This is a genomic window from Kitasatospora sp. NPDC048296, from assembly GCF_043201815.1.
GTDB lineage: Bacteria > Actinomycetota > Actinomycetes > Streptomycetales > Streptomycetaceae > Kitasatospora.
The window spans coordinates 12,102-38,222 of the sequence record NZ_JBICZB010000005.1 but is presented as its reverse complement, the minus strand read 5'-3'; the positions used below and the strand labels follow the sequence as shown (position 1 = coordinate 38,222).

Genomic DNA, 26,121 nt, shown 5'->3' with positions numbered 1-26,121 from the left:
CCTATTCTCATGGCACATGACTGCAGCTATATCCGCTGACGGCATCCGTCAGCGGTACGGGGATGTGCAGGCCGTCGACGGGGTGTCCTTCACCGTCGAGGCCGGCGAGTTCTACGGGATCCTGGGCCCCAACGGGGCCGGGAAGACCACCACAATGGAGATCCTGGAAGGGGTCCGAAAGCCCGACGAGGGTCGGGTCGAGCTGCTGGGGATGGCTCCCTGGCCGCGCAATCCGAAACTGCTGCCGCGCATCGGCGTGCAGTTCCAGGCCTCGGCTTTCTTCCGGAAACTGACGGCCCGTGAGACCATCCGCACCTTCGCGTCGTTCTACGGGGTCGGCCCCAAGCGGGCCGATGCGATGCTGGAGCGGGTCGGCCTCGCCGACAAGACCGAGACGCTGACCGACCAGATGTCCGGCGGCCAGGCGCAACGCCTGTCGATCGCCTGCGCACTGGCGCACGACCCGGAGCTCGTCTTCCTGGACGAGCCCACCACCGGCCTCGACCCGCAGTCCCGGCGCAACCTCTGGGACCTCCTGCGGGACATCAACAACGAGGGCCGCACCGTCGTCCTGACCACCCACTACCTGGACGAGGCCGAGGTGCTCTGCGACCGGGTCTCGATCATGGACCACGGGAAGATCCTGCACACCGGCGCCCCGGCGGCGCTGATCCGCGAGATCGACGACACCGTCCGGATCAGCGTGGCCTCCGGCCAGCTGCCGGTCGAGCGGGCCCGCGAGCTGCTCGCCGCGGTCGGCGCCGACGTCGCCACCCTGGAGGACGACACCGTCTCGCTCTCCGTCTCGACCCGGCACCCGGCCCCGGTGCTCAGCGTGCTGGCCGAGCAGAACGCGCTGCGCGGCCTCGAGGTGCGCGGCGCCACCCTGGAGGACGTCTTCCTCCAGCTGACCGGACGGGAGTTCCGCGCATGACCGTCTCCACTTCCACCGAGCCGAAGGTGCCCGCCCCGCGCGGCGGTTCGGCCGGCGCCGCCGGCGGGCAGGAGCGGGTCAGCGCGTTCTGGAGCCTGTCCCGCGCGATGCTGCTCGGCATGAAGCGGGACCGCACCGCGACCTTCTTCATCCTGCTCTTCCCGCTGGTCTTCCTGGTCTTCTTCGGCAGCGTGACCAAGGGCAACAACAGCCCGCACGCCAAGGTGGCCCAGGTCGGCGCGGTGAAGCTGTTCGACTCGATGCAGGGCGAGGGCCGGACCGAGCTGGACAAGGTCCTCACCATCACCCGCACCGACGACGAGGCCGGAACGCTGCAGAAGGTCCGCAAGGGCGACTTCGACGCGATGATCACGCAGGGCCCGGACGGCAAGGTCGAGCTGCGCTTCAGCGCCGCCGACACGGTCCGCGCCGGCGCGCTCCAGGGCATCGTCAACTCGGTGGTGCAGAGCGCCAACCAGGCGGCCACCGGCCAGAAGCCGGCCTACGTGGTGGACGCCCAGCAGGTCGAGGACCAGTCGCTCAAGCCGATCCAGTTCCTCACCCCCGGCCTGCTCGGCTGGGCCGTCGCCACCGGCGCCGTGTTCGGCGCCGCGCTGACCCTGGTCGGCTGGCGCAAGTCCAAGGTGCTGCGGCGCCTGCGGCTGGCCCCGATCAGCGCGGGTACGGTCGTCAGCTCCCGGATCGTGGTCTCGCTGCTGACCGCCTTCCTCCAGACCACCGTCTTCCTGGTGGTCGCCACGAGCTTCTTCGGGCTCAAGCTCACCGGCAACTGGTGGCTGGTCCTCCCGCTGGTGGCCTGCGCGACGCTCGCCTTCATGTCGATCGGCCTGCTGGCCGGCTCGGTCGCCAAGACCGAGGAGGCGGCCAACGGCATCTCGCAGCTCATCGTGCTGCCGATGTCCTTCCTGTCCGGTTCGTTCTTCCCGCTGGACGGCGCCCCGGGCTGGCTGAAGACCGTCTCGCAGGTCATGCCGCTGAAGCACCTGGTGACAGCCGCCCAGTCGGTGCTGACCCGCGGCGGCGGCGTGATGGACGCCCTGCCGACGATGGGCGGGCTGCTGCTCTTCGCGGCCGTTCTCACCGGCATCGCCTGGAAGCTGTTCAAGTGGGAAGACGCCTGACCGAGGCTCTTCCCTGTTGAACCGGTACGGGGCAGCGGATCGGTGTTGTCCACCGATCCGCTGCCCCGTACCACTTGCCGGCCCCTGCACGCGCTCATCGATGTCAGTGGCGGCTGTTACGGTCACTGTGGTTATCGCTCTCGTGCGGATGGGGGTGTTCAGTGCGAAGTTTCGAGCCACGTCCGGGCTTTGTGGTGCAGGCATTCCGCTTCGCGCTGGACCCGAGCGCCGAGGGTGAGCGGCAGCTGCGATCGCACTGCGGCGCGGCGCGCGCCGCTTACAACTGGGCGGTGTCCTGGGTAGAGGCATCGTGGTGGCAGCGAAGGGCCGAGGCGTCGTACGGCATTGCCGAGGAGGATCTGACACCGTGGAGGCTGTGGTCGCTCCCGGCACTGCGGAAGGTCTTCAACGTGGTCAAGAAGACCGACCCGCGATTCGCCGACTGGTGGCAGGAGAACTCCAAAGAGGCCTACAGCTCCGGGCTGTCGAACGCAGCGGCGGCGTTCGACAACTACGCGAGGTCCCCGCGCGGCAACCGCCGGGGCAAGCCAGCGGGCTTGCCCCGCCACAAATCCAAGCACAAGGCCCGGCTGTCGTGCCGGTTCACCACCGGCGCGATCCGCGTCGAGCCGGACCGTCGGCATGTGACGCTGCCCCGGATCGGGACGGTGCGCACGCACGAGTCCACACGGAAGCTGCAACGCCGTATCGCGAACGGAACCGCCCGGATCCTCTCGGCGACCGTCCGGCATGAGCGGGGTCGATGGTTCGTCTCCTTCCAGGTCGAGATCCAGCGAGCACGGCGTGCCCCGGCCCGGCCGGACGTGGCGGTCGGCGTGGACCTCGGCGTCAAGTGCCTCGCTGTTCTCGCCGACAGCCTCGGGGACGTCCGGCGCATCCCCAATCCCGGCCACTACGAGCAGGAGATCCAGACCCTCAAGCGGCTGGCGCGCCGGGTCTCCCGACGTCAGGGACCGGACCGGCGCACCGGGCAGAAGCCGTCCAAGGGGTGGCTGGACACGAACGCGGAGCTGAGCCGCGTCCATCACCGGGTGGCGAATCTGCGCATGGACGCCCTGCACAAGCTCACCACGACCATCACCGCCGAGTACGGCACGGTAGTGATCGAGGACCTGAACGTCGCCGGGATGCTCAGGAACCGGCGACTGGCCCGCCGGATCGCAGACGCCGGGTTCGGCGAGATCCGGCGGCAGATCACCTACAAGACCGAATGGAACGGCGGGACCGTGGTGGTCGCCGACCGCTGGTTTCCGTCCTCCAAGACCTGTTCCGGCTGCGGCGCGGTGAAAGCCAAGCTGCCGCTGCACGTCCGGACCTTCCACTGCGACGCCTGCGGCCTGGTCATCGACCGGGATGAGAACGCGGCTCGCAACCTCGCCGCTCTCGCGGCAACCCGTATCACTGGTACCGGAGTGGCCGGAGACCAGGGCGTGAAAGCGCCGAAGCCCCGTGGAGCCGACCGCAAGACCCGTACCACCCGGCCCGGCCGCAAGGCCGGGCCGGGGCGGGCAGGTGGCGCAACCCTGCCGCACCAGCGGCAGAAGGAAGCGGGAGACCGTCATCAGGACACCACAGCGCAACTCGCGCTCTGGTGACACCGATACGGACCGTCCGCGCGGAAACGCCCGGACTGCCGAGAGACGCTAGGCACTCTCGGCAACGGTCGTACGCCTTTTGTCCCGGTGTACGACCCCGTCGGCGTCTGCGACCATGGTCGGGTGACAGAGATCCGGCGAGACACGTTCAGCGAGGAGACCTTCTTCGACCAGGTCGGCGGTGAGCCGACCTTCCGGCTCCTGACCCGACGCTTCTACGAGGGCATCGCCGAGGACGAGTTGCTGCGGCCGATGTATCCCGAGGAGGACCTCGGCCCGGCCGAGGAGCGGATGGCTCTGTTCCTGATGCAGTACTGGGGCGGCCCGCGCACCTACAGCGACCACCGCGGCCACCCGCGACTGCGGATGCGGCACGCGCCGTTCAAGGTCGACAAGGCCGCGCACGACGCCTGGCTGACCCACATGCGCGCGGCCGTGCACAGCCTGGAGCTGCCCGCCGAGCACGAGCGGCAGCTGCTCGACTACCTGACGTACGCCGCCGCGTCGATGATCAACACCCCGGGCTGAGCCGCCGTACACCGGACGCGCCGTACACCGAGCCGCCGTACGCCGAGCCGCCGGACACGGTCACCGGGCCGGGCTGAGCCCCAGCCCCGCGCCCGGCGCGGCCACCGTCCGCACCACCACCGAACCCGCCGGGGCGCTCAGCCGCAGCCAACCGCCCGCCCGGTGCACGGTGAGCGGGGCGCCGGGCTTCAGGAAGCCGATCACGTACGCGGCGTGCACCGCGCGCAGCGGCAGCTCCGGCAGCGCGCCGACCGGGCGGGACCAGATCTCGTCGGCCAGCCGGTCCAGCACCTCGCGGGTGCGGTGGTGCGCCGGGACGGCCTCGCTGCGCTCGCGGAACTCCTTCACCCCGGCCATCAGTTCGGGGTACACCTCGGCCGCCGGCGGGGCCCCGACCGGCCGCCAGCCGGCCTTCGGCGGCAGCAGCCCGGCCCAGGCCGGGCCGGTCACCGGCGCGGGCAGCGCCACGGCGCCCGCCTCGGAGTCCACGCCGTCCAGCAGCTGACCGGCCGAGACCGTCAGGTCGACCGGCTCCGCCAGACCGCTCAGCCGGGCGGTGCGGATCGCCAGCGCGCCCGAGGTGCCCAGCGGCAGCCGCCCGAAGACCGCCAGCACGCCGTCGTCCCCGTCCGTGGCCACCGCCCGCAGCCGCACGGCCGCCGCCTTGTCGAAGCGCAACAGGCGCAGCAGGAAGGCGGAGAGGTCGGCGGCCTCGCCGGTGTCGGTCAGGGCGAGGCGGGCGGTGATGGTCAACGCGGCTCAGCTCGAATCGTCGTGGGGTTCGATCGTGCGGGGTGGGACTTTCAGACTGCCGCGACGGCCGGGGCCTCGTCCATGAAACGGGAGAGGAACTCCCGCTCGACCGGCGAGATCCGGCGTGGCCGGCCCTCGGCCAGGTCGTAGGGGACGACCACGGTGGAGGCCCGGACGTACACCGTCTCGGAGCCGTCCGGGTGGACGTCCTTGATGTCGTAGGACACGGTCAGCGAGGCGCCGCCGATGTGCGTCACCCGGGTCTCGATGGTGACCGGCTCCGGCCGGTGCACCAGCGGGCGCTTGTAGTCGATCTCGTGGCGAGCCACCACCGAGCCGCCCGCGAACTCCCCGGCACCGGCCTCAGCGGCCTGGGTGAACATGAAGTCGATCCGGGCCTCCTCCAGGTAGCGCAGGAAGACCACGTTGTTGACGTGCCCGAAGGCGTCCATGTCGGACCAGCGCAGCGGGCAGGCGTAGATGTGGCGAGCCACGGGTGTTCTCCTCGGTGTCCGGTTGCCCGTCGTCACGGACCGGCGACGGGCCGCGGCCCGGCAGACCGCCCCGGAGGGCAGTCTGCCGGGCCGTCGTGACAGCTGGATGTCAGCCTCGGGTCAGCTTCTTGTACGTGGCCCGGTGCGGACGGGCCGCGTCGGCGCCGAGCCGCTCGACCTTGTTCTTCTCGTACGACTCGAAGTTGCCCTCGAACCAGAACCACTTGCTTTCGCCCTCGTAGGCGAGGATGTGGGTGGCCACTCGGTCCAGGAACCAGCGGTCGTGGGAGATGACCACGGCGCAGCCGGGGAACTCCAGCAGGGCGTTCTCCAGCGAGGACAGGGTCTCGACGTCCAGGTCGTTGGTGGGCTCGTCGAGGAGCAGCAGGTTGCCGCCCTGCTTGAGGGTCAGCGCCAGGTTCAGGCGGTTGCGCTCACCACCGGAGAGCACACCGGCCGGCTTCTGCTGGTCCGGGCCCTTGAAGCCGAAGGCCGACACGTAGGCGCGGGACGGCATCTCGACCTGGCCGACATTGATCCAGTCCAGGCCGTCGGAGACGACCTCCCAGAGGGTCTTCTTCGGGTCGATGTTGGCGCGCGACTGGTCGACGTAGCTGATCTTGACGGTCTCGCCGACCTTGACCTTGCCGGAGTCCGGGGTCTCCAGGTCCTGGAGCATCTTGAACAGCGTGGTCTTGCCGGCGCCGTTCGGGCCGATGACGCCGACGATGCCGTTGCGCGGCAGGGTGAAGCTCAGGTCGTCGATCAGGATCTTCTCGCCGAAGGCCTTGGAGAGGTTCTCCACCTCGATGACGACGCTGCCCAGACGCGGGCCCGGCGGGATCTGGATCTCCTCGAAGTCCAGCTTCCGCATCTTGTCGGCCTCGGCCGCCATCTCCTCGTAGCGGGCCAGACGCGCCTTGGACTTCGCCTGGCGGCCCTTGGCGTTGGAGCGGACCCACTCCAGCTCTTCCTTGAGGCGCTTGGCGCGCTTCGCGTCCTTCTGGCCCTCGACCTTGAGACGAGACTGCTTGGTCTCCAGGTAGGTGGAGTAGTTGCCCTCGTAGCCGATCGCACGGCCGCGGTCGAGCTCCAGGATCCAGCCGGCCACGTTGTCCAGGAAGTACCGGTCGTGGGTGACGGCCACGACGGTGCCCTTGTACTTGGCCAGGTGCTGCTCCAGCCAGTTCACCGACTCGGCGTCCAGGTGGTTGGTGGGCTCGTCGAGCAGCAGCAGGTCGGGGGCCTCCAGCAGCAGCTTGCAGAGCGCGACGCGGCGCTTCTCACCACCGGAGAGCTTGGTGACGGCCCAGTCGCCGGGCGGGCAGCCCAGGGCGTCCATGGCCTGCTCCAGCTGGGCGTCCAGGTCCCAGGCCTCGGCGTGGTCCAGCTCCTCCTGGAGCTTGCCCATCTCGTCGAGCAGGGCGTCCGAGTAGTCGGTCGCCATCAGTTCGGCGATCTCGTTGAAGCGGTCGAGCTTCCCCTTGATCTCCTTGACGCCGTCCTGGACGTTCTCCAGGACCGTCTTGGACTCGTCCAGCGGCGGCTCCTGGAGGAGCATGCCGACGGTGAAGCCGGGCGAGAGGAAGGCGTCGCCGTTGGAGGGGTGCTCCAGGCCGGCCATCATCTTCAGCACGGTGGACTTACCGGCACCGTTGGGGCCCACGACGCCGATCTTCGCTCCGGGGAGGAAGCTGAGCGTCACGTCGTCAAGGATGACCTTGTCTCCGTGAGCCTTGCGCACCTTGCGCATCGTGTAGATGTATTCCGCCACGTGAGATCGCTCCGGCGTCGTCGGGAGTAATTCGGCTTGCAGCCTTCCATTGTGCCGCACCCGGCCGGAACCCCCGAACCGCCCAGGTGACCCCACCGGGGTATCGCCGATCACGGCCCGCCGCCCTCCAGCCGTCCGGCCACCTCCCCGGATCCGGCGCCCCCTCCCCCGCCCCGGGAACGGCGAAGGCCCGGCTCCCCGCATCGATCGCGGGGAGCCGGGCCGGTTCCGCTGCTCAGGGCCTCAGGAGGTCGACTCCCCCGGCCCGCTCAGGCGGTTCAGGCGGTGGTGCGACCGTGACGGCCACGGCGGCGCAGGAAGAAGACCGCGGCGCCACCGGCCACGACCAGGGCACCCGCGACGCCGGCCAGGAGCGGGGTGTTGCTGTCGGCACCGGTCTGGGCCAGGCCACCGGTGCCCGGGGCGGCGCTGGTGGTCGCCGGGGTCGGCTGGCCGGCACCGGCGCTCGGGGTGCCCGAGTGGGAGGAGGTCGGGGTGGCGGTGGTGGTGCCGGTGGCGGCCGGGGTGGTCGGGGCGCCGGTCGGGGTCACGCCGACCTTGCAGTCCAGGACACCGGTGAAGTCCTTGGTGTAACCGCTCGGGCCGGACACCTTGATGTCGTAGTTGGCCTTCTCTGCGACCTTGACGAGCACGCTCTCGGTCTTGCCCGGCTGGACGGCCACCTGCTGCTTGTCGACCGTGACGGTGGCGGCCTCGTCACCGCTGTTGGTGACGGAGACGGTCACACCGTTCTTGGCGCACTCGACCTTGGCGCTGCTGTCGACCAGCGCACCCTTGCCCTGCTTCCAGGTGGCCTTGGCGGCGGCGGAGACGCTCAGCTGGTCGGAGCTGGCCAGGATCATGGTCTGGCTGTGCTTGCCGAACTTGTCCACACCGGTCATGAAGACCCGGCCGCTGGGCACGATGGTCGAGGCGCTGGCGTTGAGGGTGACCGCACCGTCCGGGGTACCGGCCGGCACGTCCAGGAACAGCTGGGTGTCCTTGGCGATCGGACCGGCCAGGGTGGCGCCGACCGGCTTGCCGTCCTTGTCGACCAGCTTGGCCTTGTCGGCGGCCGCGCCGGCGACGGCCAGCTTCACCTCGCCCGCGCTGGAGTTGAGGACGAACGGTCCGAGCTTGCTGCCGGACTTGCCGGAGACCGAGTCCGGGGTGAGCGTCAGCGAGGGCTTCGGCTCGGCGGCGATGCCCTTGTTGTTGCTCCCGATCAGGTAGTCGCGCAGCTTCGTGGCGTTGTCGTCGGGCAGCGTGACCTCCTTGCTGTCCGAGAACTTCCAGATCGCGGCCTGGGTGCCCGCGGCGGCCTGCTCCGGGGTCAGGCCGTCGACCTTGATGGCCGCGGCGAGCGCCGTCAGGTTGACGTGCGGGTAGGAGTTGTCCAGGATCCACCGGATCATCGGGGCGTTCGCGTTGGCGGCGAGGGAGCTCGCGCCCCAGTCCGCCTCGTGGTACTCGGCGCCGCTGTCCGTGTACACCGGGTTGTCGAAGTCGATGCAGTAGGTCTGCAGCACACCGCTGTCCGTCTTGAGGGTGAAGAGACCGGCGTTGACGTCGCCCTTGCCCTTGACGGTGACCGTCTCCGACACCATGTCCTGCTGGATGATCGCCGAGGTCACGCCCGAGGCCGGGGTGTTCGCCGCGGCCGCCGCACCAGCCGCGAACAGGCCTCCACCCAGCGCAACGCTGGTCGTGAGCATGACAGTGGTTATGCGGGACAGACCCCGCCCCTGCCTCTTGAACATCTGGGATCCCTCCGGGACAGGCCACACCGAGTGGGCAGCCTGCCGACTTGCCGTGCCGCGCGTGCCCCCTGTGGCACTGCTGCGGGTATGAACCAGACGAATCCTATTGAGCCTCAGAGGCCCCGAAACCGCCATGCGAAATCAGGACGATTCCGTATCTGTATCGTTATCAACCCCCTCAGGATCCACACAAGCTGACGATCAACCAGAATCACTTCGCCACTTTCTGTTATCCGGCCGAGATTGCACGTGCGGGCACAACAACCTTCTCGATCAACACATTTGTCGACAGGGAAGGTCACCGACCGGTCAGCTCAGCGTCGCCCGGTCTTCATCACTCCTCTCCCCCTCGGACACGTCCTCCTGCTGCTCCGTCACCGACCGCACACCCGGCGGCAGCTCGGGCAACCGCGGTGCGGCGGCCACCGCCGAGGCCCTGCGCGCCTCCAGCGCGTTGGCGATCCACCCCGGCACCGGTTCGTCCGCCCTCTCCGCCGCCTCCGCCGCGGCCGGCCCGGCACCGCCCGGCGGCTGCCCGCGCACCCCGGTCGCCCAACGGAAGGCCGAGGTACCACGGGTGAGGTCGTGTCCGACCGACCTGGCGTCGATCTCGGCCCGACTGCGCCTCACCTCACCCTCCGTCCACTCCCGCACCCGCAGCCGGCCCGTCACCAGCACCGGGTCCCCCTTGGCCAGCGAGCCGATCAGGTTGACCGCGAGCGCCCGCCAGGCCGTCACCCTCAGCCACTGCGTCTCGCCGTCCACCCAGCACGCCCGCTCGCGGTCGTACCGGCGCTCCGTGCAGCCGATCCGGAAGTTCGCCATCGGCACGCCGTTGGCGGTTTCCCCGTAGGTCACCTCGGTCGCGACATTGCCGAGCACCGTCACATGCGCCTCGCTCACAGCACACTCTCCGTTCTCGCCGATGCACCGTACGGAATCGAGCGGTGCGAGTTGAGAGTGCGCTCCGGGGGAAATCCCGGCCACCGAGTTCCGAAATCCTGTGGATAACTCGGCACAACGGAAAGCCGCCGTCACCCGCAGGGGTGAATTTCAGCCTTCGTACACCGCCAGGCAGCCACCTCTTCGCGGCCATGACAACAAACCGGCAGATCGTCGCCCCCGTCCGGGCGCGGCGGAAGCCGCACCGGCCGCCGTCCGCGCACGTCATCCGACCGGCACAAGCCGAATACGGCCCCCACCCGCGGCGGCGGCGACACATTCTCCGTGCCGAATCCATAACGGGTGGGGAGGCAGCCCCGTAACGACTGCACAACGTCCGGCGCGGAAGAGTGCCATACCGCTGCACTCACGGCGTTCACCTGCGATTATCGGACCGCTCCACCGAACCGACACACCAACGACGGTGTCGTCACACTCGGCCGAGGAACTGAACACCCTTATCCTGTCCCCGACAGGGCGAGGGCCCACCAACCCCCACCCCCACCCTCAGGTACGGGGACGGACAACGCGCGCCCCGAGCGCTCGCTGCCCGATCCCGGCCACGGTCACGCCCGCCAAGGGCGCCGCCCGTCCCGCCCCCATAGCTCAGCGGATAGAGCACCCGCCTTCTAAGCGGTAGGTCGCAGGTTCGAATCCTGCTGGGGGCACCACCCTGCAATTCCCGCAGGCCATCGCGTCGGCGAACACTTTCCGTGGTCGTTTCGAACCTCCGGGTAATCCAGCACCCACCGCACATAAGCCGTGACAATGCGTGTCATGCCCGCCGCGAAATCTCCCGGAATTCCGGGCGAATCCCCCGCCCCCGCGCTAAACCGACCCGCCGGAAGGCGCGATTGGGCCCCGGCCGGCTCCCAGCCCCACCGGCCCCGTCAGCCCGTCAGCCCCGCCAGGTAGGTGTCGAGCAGCGCGGTCTGCCGCTCGGCCGGGAACTCCGCCGGGGCGAACAGCACCTGCACCACCAGCCCCAGCACGAAGGCCTGCGCCCCCGCCGCGAGCCCGGCCGGGTCCGCCCCGACCGGAAGCTCCCCGAGCCGCTGGGCGTCCGCCACGTGCGCCGTGAGCGCCACCCGCGAGCGGGCGTAGCGGGCGGCGTGCGCGGCCGCCAGCTCCGGGTCGGCCAGAGCGACGTCCCAGGAGCCGACCCAGATCCGGTTGCCCGCCACGGCCGCCTCGTCCAGCGGCAGCACGTCGAGCAGCGCGGCCCGCAGCCGGGCCAGTCCGACCGGCGGCGGGGTGCCGTCGACGGGTGCGGCGCGCCGGGGCCGGGCCAGCGAGCGCCGGTCGAGCTCCTCCAGCGCGTGGCTCAGCAGCGCCCGCTTGTTCGGGAAGTAGTGCGTCAACAGCCCGGTGGAGGCGCCCAGTTCGGCGGCCACCGCACGCAGGGTCAGCCCCTCGAAGCCCTTGCTGGAGAGCACCCGCCACACCCCCTCGGAGACTTCCGAGCGGCGGGCGTCGTGGTCTCCACGGGCTGGCGTCATGGGGGCTATCGTACATACCAAACGTTTGTTATGAATGGATTCCGACAGCTCACGCAGCACCCATGAAAGGCCCGCCCGTGTTTTCCGTACCGCTCGCCGAGAACGCCGAACTGCGCCCGCTGGAGCCCTGGCAGGCCCCCGAGTTCCTGGCCCACATCGACCGCGCCCGGGCCCACACCGACCCGTGGATCCCGTGGGCCACCCGCTCCACCGACCTGGACTCGGCCCGCGCCACCCTGCAGGGCTACGCCGACGGCCAGGCCGCCGACCAACGCCGGATCTACGGCATCTGGCGGGACGGCACGCTGGTCGGCGGCGTGATGTTCGTGCACTTCGACACCAAGAGCGGCAACTGCGAGATCGGCGCCTGGACCGAGCCGGCCGGCGAGGGCGGCGGGCTGATCACCGCCGCCGTCCGGCAGCTGCTCGACTACGCCTTCGTCACCCGCGGCCTGCACCGCGCCGAGTGGTGGTGCTCGGCCGTCAACGCCCGCAGCCGGGCGGTGGCCGAGCGGGTCGGCATGCGGCGGGACGGCGTGCTGCGCGAGTGGTTCCTGCACAACGGGGTCCGCCACGACAAGGAGATCTGGGCGATCCTGGCCCCGGAGTGGGCCGCCGCCAATGCCTGACCCCGGACTGGGCCCGACCGGAGCGGGCCGAGGCCCGACCCGGCCGTGGCCCGGCACGAGCAGCGGGGCCCGGCACGAACAGCAAGGCCCGGTGGACTCCCCCGAAGTCCACCGGGCCCCGCTTCCCCCTGACGTCCGCCGACGCCCGCTCGGACTGTCGGCTCAGGCCGCCAGCACCGGCTTCCCGGCGGCCTCCGAGGCCGCCGCCTCCGCCGCCCGCAGCCGCAGCGCCAGCAGCAGCACCAGCGCCATCACCCCGCCCGCCGACAGGAAGACCACGTCCACCGCGTCCGTGAAGCTGCGCACCGCGTGCTCCCGGGCCGCACCGGTCAGCACCCGGACCGCCCCGAGCGGCCGCCCCGGTTCACCGGCCTCGAACACCCGGGCCAGCAGGCTGCCGAAGAACGCCGCGCCGAGCGCTCCGCCGAGGGTCTGGAAGAACCGGATGCCGGTGGTCGCCACGCCGAGCTGGTGCCGCGGGGCGCTGTCCTGCACCAGGGTGACCAGCTGCCCGATCAGCTGGCCGAACCCGGCGCCGAGCAGGGCGAGTTCGGCGCCCACCGCCCACAGCGGGGTGTCCGGCCCGCTGAACCCGAGCAGCACCAGGGCGAGCGTCCCGCAGACGGCGCCGGCCGCCAGGAAGGTGCGCGGCGCGTGGCCGCGGGCGATCAGCCGGGTGGCCAGCAGGCCGATCCCGGTCATCCCGGCCGCCATCGGCATCAGGTAGAGGCTGGCCGTGGTCGGGGCGATCCCCCGGGCGAGCTGCAGGTAGATCATCACGTAGACGATCGAGCCCATCATGCCCATCCCGACCAGGCCCTGGACGGCGAAGCCGATCCGTACCACCGGGATCCGGAACAGCGAGAGCGGCAGCACCGGCTCGGCGGCGGTGGCCTGGCGCCACAGGAAGAGGGCGAGGGCGGCCAGGGTGGCGGCGGACAGTCCGAGGATCTCCGGGGAGGTCCAGGCGTAGTCCTTGCCGCCCCACTCGGTGACCAGCAGCAGCCCGGTGGCGAAGGCGGCGGCCAGGGTGGCGCCGAGGAAGTCCAGGCCGCGCCGGCGGGCGGTCTGCGGCAGCTTGATCACCAGGGCGACGCCGGCCACCACGAGCAGGCCGAGCGGCAGGTTGACGTAGAAGATCCAGCGCCAGCTGAGGTGGTCGGTGAACAGCGCCCCGACCAGCGGACCGACGGCCATGCCGAGGCCCGCGACGATGCCGCCCATCGCGCCGCCCTTGCCGCTGCCGCGCTCCGCCGGGTCCTGGAGGTGGGCCATGACCACCATGGTGACGCTCATCAGCCCGCCGCCGCCGATGCCCTGGACAGCCCGGAAGGCGATCAGCTGGCCCATCGACTGCGCGGCCCCGCACAGCGCCGAGCCGAGCAGGAAGGTGCCGAGCGCGCCCAGCAGCACCCGCCTGGCGCCGTAGACGTCACAGAGCCTGCCGTAGAGCGGGAGCAGCGCGGTGGCGGCCAGGGCGAAGGCGCTGACCAACCAGGGCAGTCGGTCGACGCCGTGGACGGGGTCGAGGTCGCGGACGATCGGCACGGTGGCCGCCGACACGATGTTCGAGTCGAGTACGGCCAGCACGATCGTGACCAGGCAGAGCAGCATGCCCAGCCTGCGCTGGGCCTCCGTCATCAGGCCGGTGCCGGCCTGGGCGGGTGCGTTCGGAGCGGCGGATGCCATCGGGAAGTCCCCCCAGATTCGGTGGAGTTCGGCCCGGACCGGCGTGGTCCGGCGGGCTCGTCACCACCATGGCAGGATTCTTGGACTCGGTCAATTCTTCGGCCAGGCCAATCTTTCATCCCAGCTTATCTTTCATCCGGGATCATCATTCATCCTGGTCAACCTTTGATCCTGGTACAGTCAGCCCATGGCGATCCACTCCGGCTTGGACCTCGGCCCCGACCGCGACCTCGACGCGCTCCCGCTGCGCGAGCGCAAGAAGATCCAGACCGGCATCCGGATCTTCCGCGCGGCCATCGGGCTGTTCGCCGAGCGCGGCTTCGACCAGGTCTCGGTGGCCGAGATCGCGGCCGCCGCCGAGGTGTCCAAGATGACCGTCTTCAACTACTTCCCCACCAAGGAAGACCTGGTCATGGGCCCGATGGAGCAGCACCTCGACGAGCCCGCCCGGGCGGTGCGCGACCGCGTCCCGGGCACCTCGGCGGTTGCGGCGCTGCGCGAGCACTTCCTCGCCGCGCTGGAGCGCCTGGACCCGGCCACCGGCCTGAACGACGACCAGGTGGTGCTGGACGTGGTCCGGCTGATCCACCAGACCCCGGCGCTGGCCATCCGCGCCACCGCCGCATTCGACCGGCGCGCGCAGTCGCTGCTGGCCGCGGAGCTGGCCGCCCAGGACCCGGCCCACGACGAGCTGACCGCCCGGGTCGCCGCCGCCCAGCTGCTGGCCGTCCGGCTGACCCTGATCGGCGACAACCACCGGCGGATGCTGGAAGGCGAGCGCGCCGCCGACGCCCTGCCCGCCGCCCTCGCCGAGGCCCGCCACGCCTTCGCCCTGGTCGAACAAGGCCTCGGCGACTACTGCGCCGGCGCCGCCTGAGAGAGTGGGCGCACCACGACCGACCGGAGGCACGCATGGACCAGCCGCTGCTCACGCGGGACCGCTCCACCCTGCCCGCCCAGGCCGACGGCCTGAACGCCTACGTCGGCGAGGACGGCGTCGCGGTGCTGGAGTTCGCCCGCCCGCACCGCCGCAACGCGGTGACCCTGGCGATCTGGCAGGCGCTGCCCAAGGTCCTGGCGCAGATCGCCGAGCAGGAGGGCGTGCGCGCCCTGCTGCTGACCGGCGCCGGGAACACCTTCAGCGCCGGCGCGGACATCACCGAACTCGCCGAGGTGTACGGCGATCCGCAGCGCGCGGACGCCTACCACGCGATCAACGTGGCCGCCGAGGAGGCGCTCGCCGCCTTCCCGCACCCGACGATCGCCGTGGTGCACGGCGCCTGCGTGGGCGGCGGCTGCCAGTTGGCCGTCGCCTGCGACCTGCGCTTCGTCGCCGACAACGCCCGGCTGGGGATCACCCCGGCCAAGCTCGGCGTGGTCTACCCGGCCGTGCCGACCCTGCGGCTGGCCCGGCTGGTCGGCCCGGCCCGGGCCAAGTACCTGCTGTTCTCCGGCGAGTTGGTGTCCGGCCGGGACGCGCTGCCGCTCGGCCTCGCGGAGAAGGTCCTGCCGGTCGCCGAACTGGACGCCGCCGCGCTGGAGTTCGCCCGGCTGCTGACCACCCGCTCGACCCAGACCATCGGCGCGGTGAAGTCCGCGCTGGCCGTCCCGGCCGAGCGGGCGGCCGAGGCGCTGGAGCCGTGGGAGCGGCGCTCGCGGGAGGCCTCGGACGTGCACGAGGGCCTGGCCGCGTTCCTGGAGGGCCGCCCGCCCCGCTTCTGAGCCGGCCCGGACGGGCGGTGGCGGGTGGTGGCGCCGACGGCTCACGTACGATCATCCGACCGGCGCCGAGCCGCCGACGACCCTACCGAGCCGCCGACCGCCCTTACGACCCGGAGCAGCGACCCCGATGACCACCGAGGCCACGACCGCCCCCACCAGCCGGACGACCTGGGCCCGCCGGGTCACCGACGGCGTCGAGCCGAAGAACGTGATCATCGCGGTCTGCCTGCTGATCGGCGGCCTCCGCTACGGCCTGGCGGGCCTCGGCTGGGCCGCCTTCGCGGCGCTGTTCGCCGCCGTCATACCGACCCTGTTCATCCAGCGCGGCATCCGCAAGGGCACCCTGGAGGACCGGCACGTCGGCCACCGGCAGCGCCGGCTGACCGTCATCCCCTTCATCATGGGCTCGGTGCTGACCAGCTTCGCGGTGATGATCTGGTTGGACGCCCCCGCCGACCTGACCGCGATGGTCGCGGCGATGTTCGCCTCGCTGTTCCCGATCCTGGCGATCACCGTCTGGTGGAAGGTCTCCGTGCACACCGCCGTGGCCAGCGGCGCGGTGACCTGCCTCGGCATCGCGCTCGGCCCGCTGTGGCTGCTGCTCTACCCGCTGGTCGCGGTGATCGGCTGGTCCCGGGTGGTGCTGCGGGACCACACCACCGCGCAGACGATCGTCGGCGCGGTGGTGGGCGCGGCCACCGCCGGGCTCACCTTCTGGCTGGCCCGGTAGCCGCCGGGAGAGCGGCCCTAGCGGATCGGCATCCCCGAGATCGCCCGGGCGATGACCAGCCGCTGGATCTCGCTGGTCCCCTCGAAGATCGAGTAGATCGCGCTGTCCCGGTGCATCCGCTCCACCGGGTACTCCCGGGTGAAGCCGTTGCCGCCGAGGATCTGCATCGCCTGCGCGGTGACGAACTTGGCCGTCTCGCCCGCGTACAGCTTGGACATCGAGCCCTCGGCGGCGGTGAACGGCTGGTTGTTGACGGCCATCCAGGACGCCCGCCACACCAGCAGCCGGGCCGCGTCGATCCGGGTCTTCATGTCGGCGAGCTGGAAGGCCACGCCCTGGTTGTCGATGATCGGACGGCCGAACTGCTCCCGGGTCTTCGCGTAGTCCAGCGCCACCTCGTACGCGGCCCGGGCGATGCCGATCGCCTGCGCGCCGACGGCGGGGCGGGAGGCCTCGAAGGTGGCCATCGCCGCGTTGCCCTTGCCGCCCGAGCGCTTGACGCCCTCCCGGGCCCGGGCCAGCCGCTCGTCCAGCTTCTCCTTGCCGCCGAGCAGGCAGTTGCCGGGCACCCGAACGCCGTCCAGCACCACCTCGGCGGTGTGCGAGGCGCGGATGCCGTGCTTCTTGAACTTCTGACCCTGACTCAGTCCCGGAGTGCCCGGCGGGACGACGAAGGAGGCGTGCCCGCGGGTGCCGAGCTCCGGGTCGACGCCGGCGACCACGACGTGCACGGCCGCGATCCCGCCGTTGGTGGCCCAGGTCTTGGTGCCGTTCAGCACCCACTCGTCCTTGGCCTCGTCGTAGACGGCCCGGGTGCGCAGCGCGCCCACGTCGGAGCCGGCGTCCGGCTCGGAGGAGCAGAAGGCGGCCACCTTGAGGTCGTCCGGGGTGCCGAACATCTGCGGGGTCCAGGTGCCGATCTGCTCGTCGGTGCCGTTGGCGAGCACCGCGACGGCGGCCAGCGTGGTGCCGACGATGGACAGCCCGATGCCCGCGTCGCCCCAGAACAGCTCCTCCATGGCGATCGGGATGCCGACGCCGGAGGGGTCGAAGTACTGCTGGGCGTAGAAGTCCAGCGAGTAGATGCCCAGCTTGGCGGCCTCCTGGATGACCGGCCAGGGGGTCTCCTCGCGCTCGTCCCACTCGGCGGCGGCCGGGCGCATCACGTCGGCGGCGAAGCCGTGCAGCCAGTCGCGTACGGCGAGCTGGTCCGCGCCCGGGTCCAGCGAGAACGTGCTGCTCATGGTGCATGCCTCCGAAGAAGGGGTACGGCCGACCGGGGTGTTACCTCGGGTAACATCGTCGGAGTCTGCTACTGATTGGTAACCGGTGTCAACGCCCCCGCAGACCCCGTGGACCCGATCCCGGCCCCGATCCCGAGGAGCAGCGCATGTCCCGAGAGCCCCGCCGCGAGCAACTGCTCAACGCCGCCGACCGGGTCATCCAGCGCGAGGGGCCGAGCGCCAGCATGAACGCCATCGCCGCCGAGGCCGGCATCACCAAGCCGATCCTCTACCGGCACTTCGGCGACCGGAACGGGCTGATCAGCGCCCTCACCGAACGCCACACCGGCGGGCTGCTGGCCGCGATCCGGGCCGCCCTGGCCGAACCGCTGGAACGCCGCGACCGGGTCGAACACGTGCTGGACACCTACCTCGCCGGCATCGAGGCCCGCCCGCAGGTCTACCGGCTGCTCACCCACCCCGAGCCCGGCGACCCGAGCGGCGCCGGCAACGCGCTCGCCCCCGCCCTCCGGCAGATCGCCGAGGAGATCACCCGGGCCGTGCAGAGCCAGATCGACCTCGGCGCCGACCGCGACCTGCTCGCCGAGGCCTGGGGCCGGGGCATCACCGGCATGGTGCTGGCCGCCGGGGACTGGTGGCTGGAGACCAAGCCCTGCTCGCGCACCCGCATGGTGCAGGCGCTCGCCGACCTGCTCTGGGGCCGCCTGGCCGCCGCCGCGGACCTGCCGACCGCCGTCCTGCCGCCCACCCCGGCCGAGCCCGCCGCCGACTGAACCGCCACGAGCCGGACCACCGCGGGCCGAACTTCCGTTTCGCGCACGACCCTTGTGCCGCCCCCGGCGCCGCGGGCATCATCGGGGCCCCACCCCCCGCCGTGCGAGGTCCCCGATGCGCCTGCGCCGCACCGCCGTTGCCCTGCTGCTCGCCGCCACCGCCGCCCTGAGCGCCCCCGCCACCCCAGCCTCGGCCTCGGCCCACGACGGGCACCGGGACCACTTCCCCACCGGAACGGCCACCGCCCCGGACGGTCGCACCGCGCTCACCGACGCCCAGGGCCGGCACCTCCAGCTGCACGGCTTCAACCTCGACAAGTACGCCGAGGCCACCGAGGCCGACCTCAAGTCCCTTGCGGCCCAAGGCTTCACCCTGCTCCGGCTGCCGATCTCCTGGACCAGGCTGGAGCCCGAACGCGGCCGGCTCGACCCCACCGAACTGCACCGGCTGCAGCAACTCCTCGGCTGGGCCGACCGCCTGGGCCTGCTCGTCCTGGTCGACTTCCACCAGGACGTCTACGGACCGAAGTTCGGTGGCGGCACCAACGGCATCCCGCCCTGGGCCACCCGCGACGACGGCCTGCCCTTCACCGCCGACCCGAACGACTGGTTCGCCGGCTACTTCCAACCCGCCGTCCAGGCCGCCTTCCGCCACCTCTACGACGACCCCGACCTGCGCGCCTGGCAGGCCGACTTCTACACCCGACTGGCCGGCGAACTGCGCGGCCACCGCTCCCTGTTGGGCTACGACCTGTTCAACGAGCCGTTCGGCCCGGTGGACGGCGACCCGAGCGACCCGGCGGTGCTCGCCGCCGCCTCCGCCGCCCTGGAGCAGGGCCGGCTCGCCGACATGTACCGCCGCCTGATCGCCGCCGTACGCCGGGTCGACTCCCGAGCCTGGCTGTTCGTCGAACCGACCGTCCTGGTCGGCCAGGGCGTGCCCACCCGGCTGCCCGGCTTCACCGACCCCCGCCCGGGCGCGCCCCGGCTCGGCTACGCCCCGCACTTCTACGACACTGCGGTGGAGAACGGCGCCGACTGGAACCCGGCCGACGGCTTCGTGGAGCAGTACACCGCCGCGATCACCGGCTACCCCACGGCGAACCGCCTGCCGGTCCTGGTCGGAGAGTGGGGCCCGCCCGACTCCCGCACCCCGGGCAACCGCCGGCTGGTCCGCCGGCAGGTCGCCGCGATGGACGGCTTCGCCGAGGGCTGGACGATGTGGTACTGGTGCCACGGCACCGGCGGCTACTGCGCGCTCGACCCGACCGGGCACCCGGCCCCCGGGGACGAGCCCGCCTTCGGCCCGTACCCGGTGGCCGTCGCCGGCACCGACGTCCGCACCGACGGCGCCACCGTCCGCTGGACGGCCGACGGCACCGGGCGCAGCACCGAACTCCTGCTGCCGCCCACCGCGTTCCCGCACGGCGTCCAGGTCGCCGTCTCCCCCGCCGGCGCCCGCGTCGAGGTCGAACAGCCCGCGGACGGACGTGCGGGAACCGTACGGATCCGGCTCCCGCACGCCCGTCCGGGCACCCCGGTGACGGTCGGGCTCACACCGCGCTGACGATCAGGCGAGGCCCCGGCGCTCCAGCAGCGGCCCGGTCTCCGGCGCCCGGCCGACCACCGCACGGAAGGACTCCAGCGGGTCCGAACTGTTGCCGCGCGCCAGCAGCTCGCGCCGGAACAGCTCACCGCTGTCCCGCACCGACTTCCCGTTGGTCTCGAACCACCGCACGGTGTCCGCGTCCAGCACCTCCGACCAGATGTACGCGTAGTACCCGGCGCTGTAGCCGCTGGAGAAGATGTGCTGGAAGTACGGCGTGCGGTAGCGCGGCGGGATCGCCGGGAAGGCGATCCCGGCCTCCGCCAGCGCCTGCTCCTCGAACTCCCCGGCGTCCGAGACCTCGTGGCCCTGCGGCAGGGTGTGCCAGGCCCAGTCCAGCAGCGTCGCGGCCAGGTACTCCACCGTCCGGAAGCCCTGCCCGAAGCCCTCGGCCGCCGTCATCCGCTCGACCAGCTCGGCCGGCAGCGGCTCCCCGGTCTCGTGGTGGCGGGCGTAGTTGGCCAGCACCTCCGGCCGGACCATCCACATCTCGTTGACCTGCGAGGGGAACTCCACGAAGTCCCGCGGCACCGCCGTACCCGCGAACAGCGGGTAGGTGACGTCCGAGAACAGCCCGTGCAGGGCGTGCCCGAACTCGTGGAAGAGCGTGCGCACCTCGTCCCAGCTGAGCAGCGCCGGCTCGCCGGGCGCCGGACGCGGGATGTTGAGGTTGTTCAGCACCACCGGCCGCCGTCCGGTCAGCCCGGACTGGCCGACCAGCTCGTCCATCCAGGCGCCGCCGCGCTTGGACGCCCGGGCGTGGAAGTCGCCGATGAACAGGCCCAGCGAGCCGCCGTCCTCCTCGAACACCTCGAAGACCCGGGCGTCCGGGTGGTGCGCCGTCAGCTCCGGCCGCTCGGCGAAGCTCAGCCCGTACGCGAGCTTCGCGGCGAAGAACACCCCGTCCTTCAGCACCCGCTCCAGCTCGAAGTACGGGCGCAGCGCCGCCGCGTCCACCTGGTAGGAGGCCTGCCGGACCTTCTCCGAGTAGTACGCCCAGTCGTGCGCGGCGATCTCCTCGATCCCGTCCGCGGCAGCCACCTTGGCCAGCTCGGCGGCCTCCCGGCGGGCGTTGGCCACGGCCGGCTCCACCAGCCGGGCCAGCAGGCCGGAGACCGCCTCCACCGTCCCGGCCGTCTCGTCCGCCACCACGTACGCGGCGTGGCTCGGGAACCCCAGCAGCGCGGCCCGCTCGGCGCGCAGCCCGGCCATCCGGATCGCCAGCGGGCCGTTGGCCTCGCCACCGCGGGCGAGCGAGGCCGCCAGCAGCCGCTCGCGCACCGAACGGTCGCCGAGCTGGGCCAGCTCGGGCTGGCCGGAGGTGCTCTTCAGGCTCAGCACGTACGCGCCCTCACGGCCGAGCACCTTGGCGTTCTCGGCGGCGCCGGCGATCGCGCCCTCGGACAGCCCGGCCAGCTCCTCGGCGGAGTCCACGACCAGCGCGGCGGCCCGGGTGGCGGCGTTCACGTTCTGCTGGAACGTGGTGCCCAGCGCGGCCAGTTCGGCGTTCAGCTCGCGCAGCCGGGCCTGCTCGGCCGCGCCGAGCCGGGCGCCGGAGCGGACGAAGGCGGTGTACCGGCGCTCCAGCAGCCGCAGCGACTCCGGGTCGAGCTCCAGACCGGCCCGGGCCTCGTACAGCGCCTCGATCCGGGCGAACAACTTCTGGTCCAGGTGGATCGCGTCGTGGTGGGTGGCGAGCAGCGGGCTCACCGTCGCCTCCACCTCGTCCAGCAGCTCGGTGGTGTCGGAGGAGGACTGGTTGCGGAACACCGCGTCCACCCGGCTCAGCAGCTCGCCGGAGCGCTCCAGGGCCACCAGGGTGTTCTCGAAGGTGGGGGTCGAGTGGGTGTCGGTGATCGCCGCGATCTCGGCCAGCTGCTCGGCCATCCCGCGCTCGTACGCGGGCAGGTAGTGCTCCTGCCGGATCTCGGCGTAGGGCGGCAGTTGGTAGACCAGGGGGCTGGGCGTGAAGAACGGGTTCTCGGTCATTTCGCCGACCATACGCGGTGTCATCCGCCCTGCCCACACGCCCCCGATCCCGATTGTCGGCCCCACCCGTTAACGTCGACGCCGCAGACCTGTCGACCCGCACGCCCGTGCCCCCACCCGCACGTCGGACCACCCGCCGGAGAGGAGACACCCCCGTGGCCCCCAGAACCGCCCTCGCGCCCGACCCCCACGGCCCCGGCGGCCGCCTCCAGCCGCTGGACGACGCCGGGGCGCCGCTCGGCCCGCCGGAGGCCGTCCGCGACCTCGCCGCCGCCGTCGCCGCCCGGGAGGCCGCCGGGAGCGATCGTCCGCCCGGGCCGCGCTGGGTCTGGGCCGCCGCCGACTCCGGGTACGCCCCGCTGCTGCCCCGGCTGCCCGACCGGATCGCCCGCTGCCACGACCTGCGGCTGGTCGAGGCCCTGCTGCTGAGCCACGAGGGCCGCTTCGGCGCGCCGCGCTCGCTCGGCGCCGCCTGGTCCCGGCTGCGCGGCCTGCCCGTCCCGGACGACCTGCCGGAACCGGGCCTGGCCGACGCGGACGACGGCCAGGACACCCTGTTCGCCCCCGACCGGCTGCAACTGCCGCCCGGCGCCGACCCGCTGGCCGCCGTGGTGGCCGTGCACGCCGAGCAGCAGCGGCGGATCGCCGCCATCGCCGACCCGGCCGACCGGCAGCGCTTCCGGCTGCTGGTCGCCGCCGAGTCGGCCGGCGCGCTGGCGGCCGCCGAGATGGCCCACGACGGCCTGCCCTGGCGCGCCGACGTCCACGACCACCTGCTGACCGAGCTGCTCGGCCCGCGCCCGACCGTCCCCGGCACCCAGCCCCGGCGGCTCGCCGAACTCGCCGTCGAGCTCCAACAGGCCCTCGGCGCCAAGCCGTTCAACCCCGACTCGCACACCCAGGTGCTGCGCGCCTTCGCCGAGGCCGGCATTCAGCTCGGCTCCACCCGCTCCTGGGAACTCAAGGGCATCGACCACCCGGCCGCCCAGCTGCTGATCCGCTACAAGGAGCTGGCCCGGATCCACGTCGCCCACGGCTGGGCCTGGCAGGACGCCTGGGCCCGCGGCGGGCGCTTCCGGCCCGAGTACGTGGTCGGCGGCGTGGTCTCCGGCCGCTGGGCCAGCCGCGGCGGCGGCGCCCTGCAGATCCCGCGCATCCTGCGCCGCGCCGTGGTCGCCGACCCGGGCTGGCTGCTGGTCGTCGCCGACGCCGCCCAACTGGAACCGCGCGTGCTCGCCGCGCTCTCCCAGGACGCCGGCCTGGCCCGCACCGCGGCCGGCGGCGACCTCTACGAGGCGCTCGCCGCCAACGCCTTCCAGGGCGACCGCGACAAGGCCAAACTCGGTCTGCTCGGCGCCATGTACGGGCAGACCAGCGGCGACATCGGCCCGCTGCTGAACACCCTGCGCCGCCGCTACCCCGCCGCGATGGGCTACGTGGAGGCCGCCGCCCGGACCGGCGAGGACGGCGGCGTGGTCGCCTCCCGGCTCGGCCGGGTCTGCCCGCCCGCCTCCGCCGACTTCCTCGACCTCACCGAGGCCGACACCGCCGGCGAGGCGGGCGGGCGCACCGCCCGCGCCCGCGGCCGGTTCACCCGCAACTTCGTCATCCAGGCCAGCGCCGCCGACTGGGCACTGGCCCTGCTCGCGGCGCTGCGCCGACGGCTGGGCGAACTGCCGGTGGCGGGCCCGGCGGACCGCCCGCACCTGGTGTTCTTCCAGCACGACGAGGTGATCGTGCACACCCCGGCCAACCTGGCGGACGAGGTGGCCGCCGCCGTCGCCGAGGCCGGCGACGAGGCCCGGCGGCTGGTCTTCGGCGACACCCCGGTGCGCTTCCCGCTCAGCACGGCGGTGGTGGACTGCTACGCGGACGCCAAGTGAGCCCTACAGCTTGCGGAAGGTACGCGCGTCCTCGGCGGCCGCGACCACCTCGGCCAGCCCCGCCCCGGTCGAGGCGGTGACGGCGGCCGCCACCGCGCCCTCCACGAACGGCGCGTCCACCAGCCGCACGCCCGGACGCGGCTCGTCCTCCAGCACCGTCACCGCGGTGAGCACCGAACTGCCGAGGTCCGGCAGCACGACCACGCCCGCCCCGCCGTCCGCCTCCGCGATCGCCCCGGCGATCAGCTCGTAGCTGGTGCCGAGCCCGCCGTCCTCCGTCCCAGCCGCGACCGCCACCCGCACGCCGCCCGGGGCGAGTTCACCGAGCAGCTCGCGCAGCCCGTCGGCCAGCTTGGCGCTGTGCGAAACCAGAACAATGCCCACGTGTTCGCTCATGCGCCCGCCTCGCTTCGCTCGCCGGTCGCTTCGCGAGACGCGCACCTTCGAATGATTCGCCCGCTTCGCTCACTCATGCCCGCGACCCTACGGCCCCGTCCCGCTGCTCCGACAGAGTGACCGGAATCGCGCGTGTCGCACCCCGTGCCCCGCACCCCCGTCTGGCGTAGCGTCGGCGTCAGCAGCGTCCGCCACAGCGTCCTGATCTCAAGGCCACCTAGGGAGCGAAGAGCGTTGAAGAAGCTGATCAACACCCCGGAGAGCGTCCTGGAGGACGCCTTGGCCGGAGTCGCCGCCGCCCACCCCGAGCTGACGGTCGACATCCCCAACCGGGTGATCACCCGGGCCGCCCGCCCGGCCGGCCCGAAGGTCGCGCTGATCTCCGGCGGCGGCTCCGGCCACGAGCCGATGCACGGCGGCTTCGTCGGCCCCGGCATGCTCGACGCCGCCTGCCCCGGCGAGGTGTTCACCTCGCCCGTCCCGGACCAGATGCTGGCCGCCGCCAAGGCGGTGGAGAACGGCGCCGGGGTGGTCTTCGTGGTGAAGAACTACACCGGCGACGTGATGAACTTCGAGCTCGCCGCCGAACTCGCCGCCGAGGAGGGCCTGGAGGTCCGCACCGTTCTGGTCAACGACGACGTCGCGGTCGAGGACTCCACCTGGACGGCCGGGCGCCGGGGCACCGGCGCCACCGTCCTGGTCGAGAAAACCGCCGGCGCGCTGGCCGAACGCGGCGCCCCGCTGGACGAGGTGGCCGCCCCGGGCGAGCGGGTGAACGCCGCCTCCCGCTCCTTCGCGATCGCGCTCACCGCGGCCACCGTCCCGGCCGCCGGCAAGCCCGGCTTCGACCTGCCCGAGGACGAGATCGAGGTCGGCGTCGGCATCCACGGCGAGCCCGGCCGCCGCCGCGAGAAGCTCCGCCCGGCCCGCGAACTGGCCGCCGAGGTGGTCGAGACCATCCTCACCGACCACCACCTGACCCCGGGCGACGAGGTGATCGCCCTGCTCAACGGCCTCGGCGCGACGCCGCTGCTGGAGCTGTACGTGGTCTACGGCGAGGTCGCCGCCCGGCTCGCCGCGCGCGGCATCGGGGTGGCCCGCAGCCTGGTCGGCAACTACGTCACCAGCCTGGACATGGCGGGCTTCTCACTCACCCTCACCAAGGCCGACGCCCAGCTGCTGGAACTCTGGGACGCCCCGGTCGACACTCCCGCCCTCAAGCGGGCCTGAGCCGTTCGAAGGAGACGCGATGGACTTCGACACCCCGCTGTTCGACATCCCACTGGCCGAAGCCTGGATCCGCGCGGTCGCCGCGGCCGTCGAGAAGGAGCAGACCCGGCTCACCGAACTGGACTCCGCGATCGGCGACGGCGACCACGGCAGCAACCTCCAGCGGGGCTTCGCCGCCGTCCTGACCGCTCTGGACGGCCTCCAGCCGGCGGGCCCCGGCGCCGTCCTCACCAAGACCGGCACCACCCTCATCTCCAAGGTCGGCGGTGCCTCCGGCCCGCTCTACGGCAAGGCCTTCCGTGCCATCGGCGCCGCCCTCCCCGAGCCCGCCGCCCCGGCCGACGTCGCCGAGGCCCTCGCGGCCGGCCTGGACGCGATCCGCACCCTCGGCAAGGCCGAACCCGGGGACAAGACCATCGTCGACGCCTGGACGCCGGCCGTCGCCGCCTTCCGCCACGCGGCCGCCACCGGCGCCGCCCTCCCCGAGGCGGCCGCGGCCGCCGCCGAGGCCGCCGACCGGGGCGCCCGCGACACCGTCCCCCTCCAGGCCCGCAAGGGCCGCGCCTCCTACCTCGGCGAACGCAGCATCGGCCACCAGGACCCGGGCGCCACCTCCACCGCCCTGCTCTTCCGCGCCCTCGCCGACGTCACCACCGGCTGAGCCGCACCCACCCCGTCCCCGGATCCCCCGACCCCGTCGCGGGGGGGGGGGGGGGGGGGGGGGGGGGGGGGGGGGGGGGGCGGCGGGGGGGGGGGGGGGGGCGCGGCCCCCCCCCCCGCGAGGGGGA

At 72.4% G+C, this 26,121-nt stretch carries 23 protein-coding genes and 1 tRNA gene; 14 read left to right on the top strand and 10 right to left on the bottom strand.

What is annotated here, in order from left to right; all coding sequences use genetic code 11:
- Nucleotides 1-16 precede the first annotated feature (16 nt).
- From ACGF12_RS05490 to ACGF12_RS05475, 4 genes are all read left to right on the top strand, one after another.
- The gene (locus ACGF12_RS05490) at nt 17-934 is read left to right on the top strand and encodes an ABC transporter ATP-binding protein (RefSeq protein ID WP_393025854.1); all 918 of its coding nucleotides are present in this window, start codon (nt 17-19) and stop codon (nt 932-934) included.
- Nucleotides 931-2,076, top strand: a complete 1,146-nt coding sequence (locus tag ACGF12_RS05485) for an ABC transporter permease (protein WP_393025851.1) — start codon at nt 931-933, stop codon at nt 2,074-2,076. Before ACGF12_RS05490 ends, ACGF12_RS05485 begins: the two co-directional genes overlap by 4 nt.
- Before the next feature lie 161 nt (nt 2,077-2,237).
- A complete protein-coding gene (tnpB, locus tag ACGF12_RS05480; protein WP_393025848.1) occupies nt 2,238-3,692 on the top strand; it encodes an IS607 family element RNA-guided endonuclease TnpB in 1,455 nt (484 codons plus the stop codon).
- A gap of 123 nt (nt 3,693-3,815) precedes the next feature.
- A complete protein-coding gene (locus tag ACGF12_RS05475; RefSeq protein ID WP_393025845.1) occupies nt 3,816-4,220 on the top strand; it encodes a globin in 405 nt (134 codons plus the stop codon).
- Between the two features lie 60 nt (nt 4,221-4,280).
- Here the strand turns inward: ACGF12_RS05475 and ACGF12_RS05470 are convergent, their stop codons facing one another.
- The 5 genes from ACGF12_RS05470 to ACGF12_RS05450 all read right to left on the bottom strand — a co-directional run bounded on the left by ACGF12_RS05470 (nt 4,281) and on the right by ACGF12_RS05450 (nt 9,904).
- A complete protein-coding gene (locus ACGF12_RS05470; RefSeq protein WP_393025842.1) occupies nt 4,281-4,973 on the bottom strand; it encodes a hypothetical protein in 693 nt (230 codons plus the stop codon).
- Between the two features lie 50 nt (nt 4,974-5,023).
- Nucleotides 5,024-5,467, bottom strand: coding sequence for an acyl-CoA thioesterase (locus ACGF12_RS05465; protein WP_393025839.1), 444 nt, complete (start codon nt 5,465-5,467; stop codon nt 5,024-5,026).
- Nucleotides 5,468-5,576: 109 nt separating this feature from the next.
- Nucleotides 5,577-7,241: an energy-dependent translational throttle protein EttA gene (ettA, locus tag ACGF12_RS05460; protein ID WP_393025836.1), complete on the bottom strand. Its 1,665-nt coding sequence runs from the start codon at nt 7,239-7,241 to the stop codon at nt 5,577-5,579.
- 278 nt (nt 7,242-7,519) lie between these two features.
- The gene (locus ACGF12_RS05455) at nt 7,520-8,956 is read right to left on the bottom strand and encodes a Cys-Gln thioester bond-forming surface protein (protein ID WP_393025833.1); all 1,437 of its coding nucleotides are present in this window, start codon (nt 8,954-8,956) and stop codon (nt 7,520-7,522) included.
- 354 nt (nt 8,957-9,310) lie between these two features.
- Nucleotides 9,311-9,904, bottom strand: coding sequence for a single-stranded DNA-binding protein (locus ACGF12_RS05450; protein WP_393025830.1), 594 nt, complete (start codon nt 9,902-9,904; stop codon nt 9,311-9,313).
- 634 nt (nt 9,905-10,538) lie between these two features.
- Here ACGF12_RS05450 and ACGF12_RS05445 point away from each other — a divergent pair.
- Nucleotides 10,539-10,614: transfer RNA gene (locus ACGF12_RS05445), tRNA-Arg, on the top strand.
- A gap of 219 nt (nt 10,615-10,833) precedes the next feature.
- On the opposite strand, the gene ACGF12_RS05440 is transcribed toward ACGF12_RS05445, so the two are convergent.
- The gene (locus ACGF12_RS05440) at nt 10,834-11,442 is read right to left on the bottom strand and encodes a TetR/AcrR family transcriptional regulator (protein WP_393025827.1); all 609 of its coding nucleotides are present in this window, start codon (nt 11,440-11,442) and stop codon (nt 10,834-10,836) included.
- Nucleotides 11,443-11,519: 77 nt separating this feature from the next.
- Between ACGF12_RS05440 and ACGF12_RS05435 the strand changes: the two genes are divergently transcribed.
- A complete protein-coding gene (locus ACGF12_RS05435) occupies nt 11,520-12,071 on the top strand; it encodes a GNAT family N-acetyltransferase (protein WP_393025824.1) in 552 nt (183 codons plus the stop codon).
- A gap of 162 nt (nt 12,072-12,233) precedes the next feature.
- Here ACGF12_RS05435 and ACGF12_RS05430 read toward each other — a convergent pair whose 3' ends face one another.
- Nucleotides 12,234-13,760, bottom strand: coding sequence for an MFS transporter (locus ACGF12_RS05430; RefSeq protein ID WP_393025821.1), 1,527 nt, complete (start codon nt 13,758-13,760; stop codon nt 12,234-12,236).
- 187 nt (nt 13,761-13,947) lie between these two features.
- On the opposite strand from ACGF12_RS05430, the gene ACGF12_RS05425 reads away from it, so the two are divergent.
- The 3 genes from ACGF12_RS05425 to ACGF12_RS05415 all read left to right on the top strand — a co-directional run bounded on the left by ACGF12_RS05425 (nt 13,948) and on the right by ACGF12_RS05415 (nt 16,212).
- On the top strand, nt 13,948-14,637 hold the full coding sequence (locus tag ACGF12_RS05425) for a TetR family transcriptional regulator (protein WP_393025818.1): 690 nt from the start codon (nt 13,948-13,950) through the stop codon (nt 14,635-14,637).
- A gap of 35 nt (nt 14,638-14,672) precedes the next feature.
- The gene (locus tag ACGF12_RS05420) at nt 14,673-15,482 is read left to right on the top strand and encodes an enoyl-CoA hydratase/isomerase family protein (protein WP_393025815.1); all 810 of its coding nucleotides are present in this window, start codon (nt 14,673-14,675) and stop codon (nt 15,480-15,482) included.
- 127 nt (nt 15,483-15,609) lie between these two features.
- The gene (locus ACGF12_RS05415) at nt 15,610-16,212 is read left to right on the top strand and encodes a hypothetical protein (protein WP_393025812.1); all 603 of its coding nucleotides are present in this window, start codon (nt 15,610-15,612) and stop codon (nt 16,210-16,212) included.
- 17 nt (nt 16,213-16,229) lie between these two features.
- Here ACGF12_RS05415 and ACGF12_RS05410 read toward each other — a convergent pair whose 3' ends face one another.
- Nucleotides 16,230-17,456 (bottom strand): acyl-CoA dehydrogenase family protein, encoded by a 1,227-nt coding sequence (locus tag ACGF12_RS05410; protein WP_393025809.1) that lies wholly within the window; start codon nt 17,454-17,456, stop codon nt 16,230-16,232.
- Between the two features lie 146 nt (nt 17,457-17,602).
- Between ACGF12_RS05410 and ACGF12_RS05405 the strand changes: the two genes are divergently transcribed.
- Nucleotides 17,603-18,229, top strand: a complete 627-nt coding sequence (locus tag ACGF12_RS05405; protein ID WP_393025806.1) for a TetR family transcriptional regulator — start codon at nt 17,603-17,605, stop codon at nt 18,227-18,229.
- A gap of 115 nt (nt 18,230-18,344) precedes the next feature.
- A complete protein-coding gene (locus ACGF12_RS05400; RefSeq protein ID WP_393025803.1) occupies nt 18,345-19,796 on the top strand; it encodes a cellulase family glycosylhydrolase in 1,452 nt (483 codons plus the stop codon).
- A 3-nt stretch (nt 19,797-19,799) separates the two neighbouring features.
- Here the strand turns inward: ACGF12_RS05400 and ACGF12_RS05395 are convergent, their stop codons facing one another.
- Nucleotides 19,800-21,824 carry a M3 family metallopeptidase gene (locus ACGF12_RS05395; protein WP_393025800.1) on the bottom strand — a complete coding sequence of 675 codons (2,025 nt, stop codon included), beginning with the start codon at nt 21,822-21,824 and terminating at the stop codon, nt 19,800-19,802.
- Between the two features lie 155 nt (nt 21,825-21,979).
- On the opposite strand from ACGF12_RS05395, the gene ACGF12_RS05390 reads away from it, so the two are divergent.
- Nucleotides 21,980-23,707: a bifunctional 3'-5' exonuclease/DNA polymerase gene (locus ACGF12_RS05390; protein ID WP_393025798.1), complete on the top strand. Its 1,728-nt coding sequence runs from the start codon at nt 21,980-21,982 to the stop codon at nt 23,705-23,707.
- Between the two features lie 3 nt (nt 23,708-23,710).
- Here ACGF12_RS05390 and dhaM read toward each other — a convergent pair whose 3' ends face one another.
- A complete protein-coding gene (gene dhaM / locus ACGF12_RS05385) occupies nt 23,711-24,103 on the bottom strand; it encodes a dihydroxyacetone kinase phosphoryl donor subunit DhaM (protein WP_393025795.1) in 393 nt (130 codons plus the stop codon).
- 234 nt (nt 24,104-24,337) lie between these two features.
- Here dhaM and dhaK point away from each other — a divergent pair, with 234 nt between their 5' ends.
- Together dhaK and dhaL are read left to right on the top strand one after the other, a co-directional pair.
- A complete protein-coding gene (dhaK, locus tag ACGF12_RS05380) occupies nt 24,338-25,333 on the top strand; it encodes a dihydroxyacetone kinase subunit DhaK (protein WP_393025793.1) in 996 nt (331 codons plus the stop codon).
- A gap of 19 nt (nt 25,334-25,352) precedes the next feature.
- Nucleotides 25,353-25,994, top strand: a complete 642-nt coding sequence (gene dhaL, locus ACGF12_RS05375; RefSeq protein WP_393025790.1) for a dihydroxyacetone kinase subunit DhaL — start codon at nt 25,353-25,355, stop codon at nt 25,992-25,994.
- The last annotated feature ends 127 nt before the right edge of the window (nt 25,995-26,121 follow it).